Here is a 2046-nt window from a genome sequence, read left to right on the forward strand (position 1 = left end):
AGTTAGTCTCTCTGAGTAAATGATCTTCTTGTGATCCTGTCGTTACAGTCGTAATCTCTTGCTCTGAAAACGAAAAAACCACCTGGGGAGGTGGTTTGATCGAAGGTTAAGTCAGTTGGGGAACTGCTTAACCAGGTAACTGGGTATACGAGACCGCAGAAACCAAAACTGTTCTTTCAGTGTAGCCTCTCTCAGGCCCATACTTCAAGACCTCTTAATTTGTCTCTCGTATACCTCCAGTTACTAATGGCTGCTGCCAGTAGCGATTTTTCGTGTCTTTCCGGGTTGGACTCAAGACGATAGTTACCGGATAAGGCGCAGCAGTCGGACTGAACGGGGGGTTCGTGCATACAGTCAATCCTGGAGCGAACTGCCTTCGCGGAACTGAGTGTCAGGCGTGGAATGAGAAACCGCGGCCATAACAGCGGAATGACACCGGTAAACCGAAAGGCAGGAATGCGGGGGAGCACGAGGGAGCCATCAGGGGGAAACGCCTGGTATCTTTAAGCCGCATCGGGTTTCGCCACCACTGATTTGAGCGTCAGATTCTGTGATGCTTGTCAGGGGGGCGGAGCCTATGGAAAACCGGCAGCGGCGCATCCTTTCTTCCCCTCCTGCATTCACGTATTTCCCCGCCACGTCTTTATCCGTGAGTCCGTACCGCTCGCCGCAGCCGAACGACCGAGCGTAGCGAGTCAGTGAGCGAGGAAGCGGAATATCCACCGGGACAGGCATCAGCCTCTTACGCACCTGAGCCTCATCTCACAGTTTTCATGACTGACTATTTCATCCCGATTCCCGTCGTGCCACCATAGTAAGCCAGTATACACTCCGCTAGCGCTACGTGACTGGTTCAGGGCTGCGCCCCGAAACCCGCTAAATGCCACTGACGCGCCTGCGGCTTGCCCAACACCGCGCCGACCGGGAAAAGATTTCCCGCCCGTCCCGGCGTTATCAGGAGGCCGGATTGGCAGACAAACGCAGCAAAATGCTCACGATGTGGGTAACAGAAGATGAGCACCGCCGTCTGCTGGAACGCTGCGACGGTAAACAGCTCGCGGCCTGGATGCGGCAGACGTGCCTGGACGAGAAGCCCGCCCGGGCCGGCAAACTTCCCTCGATCTCGCCGGCGCTGCTTCGTCAGCTTGCCGGCATGGGGAACAACCTCAACCAGATTGCCCGCCAGGTTAACGCCGGTGGCAGTAGCGGTCTCGACCGCGTGCAGGTCGTCGCCGCGCTGATGGCCATCGATGCCGGACTCGAGCGGCTGCGGCATGCCGTACTGGAAAAGGGGGCTGACGATGATCGTTAAGTTTCATCCCCGGGGACGCGGAGGCGGTGCCGGCCCGGTTGATTATCTGCTGGGGAAAGACCGCCAGCGCGACGGTGCCAGCGTTCTTCAGGGGAAGCCGGAGGAAGTCCGGGAGCTTATCGACGCCTCGCCCTACGCCAAAAAGTACACCTCCGGGGTGCTGTCCTTTGCCGAACAGGACTTACCGCCCGGGCAGCGTGAAACGCTGATGGCGAGCTTCGAGCGGGTTCTGATGCCCGGACTCGATAAAGACCAGTACAGCGTGCTGTGGGTTGAGCACCGGGACAAGGGGCGGCTGGAGCTGAACTTCCTGATCCCGAACACGGAGCTGCTGACCGGCAAACGGCTCCAGCCATACTATGACCGCGCCGACCGTCCTCGCATTGATGCCTGGCAGACCATCGTGAACGGCAGTCTGGGGCTGCACGACCCGAACGCGCCGGAAAACCGGCGGGCACTGGTCACGCCGTCCGCGCTGCCGGAAACGAAGCAGGAAGCCGCTCAGGCGATTACGCGGGGTTTACTGGCCTTAGCCTCGTCCGGGGAGCTGAAAACGCGTCAGGACGTCACTGAGGCGCTGGAAAGCGCAGGTTTTGAGGTGGTTCGCACCACAAAAAGCAGCATCAGCATTGCCGACCCGGACGGGGGGCGAAACATCCGACTGAAGGGAGCCATCTATGAACAGTCTTTTAACGCTGGCGAAGGACTTAGAGCAGAAATCGAAAGTGCAGCAG

Annotated in this window: 3 protein-coding genes and 1 pseudogene; 3 read left to right on the plus strand and 1 reads right to left on the minus strand. The window is 58.7% G+C overall.

Annotation, left to right across the window (positions count from 1 at the left end; all coding sequences use genetic code 11):
- Window positions 1–191: 191 nt before the first annotated feature.
- Window positions 192–350: a hypothetical protein gene (locus BN3796_RS21110; RefSeq protein ID WP_032670878.1), complete on the minus strand. Its 159-nt coding sequence runs from the start codon at window positions 348–350 to the stop codon at window positions 192–194.
- A gap of 638 nt (window positions 351–988) precedes the next feature.
- Between BN3796_RS21110 and BN3796_RS02315 the strand changes: the two genes are divergently transcribed.
- The 3 genes and pseudogenes from BN3796_RS02315 to BN3796_RS21145 all read left to right on the plus strand — a co-directional run.
- Entirely contained in the window at window positions 989–1312 is a 324-nt protein-coding gene (locus BN3796_RS02315) for a MobC family plasmid mobilization relaxosome protein (protein WP_001555769.1), read from the plus strand.
- Window positions 1302–1985, plus strand: a pseudogene (gene mbeA, locus BN3796_RS02320) (plasmid mobilization relaxase MbeA); the annotation flags it as partial. The gene BN3796_RS02315 and the pseudogene mbeA, both read left to right, overlap by 11 nt.
- A gap of 4 nt (window positions 1986–1989) precedes the next feature.
- Window positions 1990–2046: MbeB family mobilization protein (locus BN3796_RS21145; RefSeq protein ID WP_375233932.1), on the plus strand; the 57-nt coding region annotated here is incomplete at its 3' end.

It is taken from the genome of Pseudenterobacter timonensis (genome assembly GCF_900021175.1).
In the GTDB taxonomy this organism is placed as follows: Bacteria; Pseudomonadota; Gammaproteobacteria; order Enterobacterales; family Enterobacteriaceae; genus Enterobacter; species Enterobacter timonensis.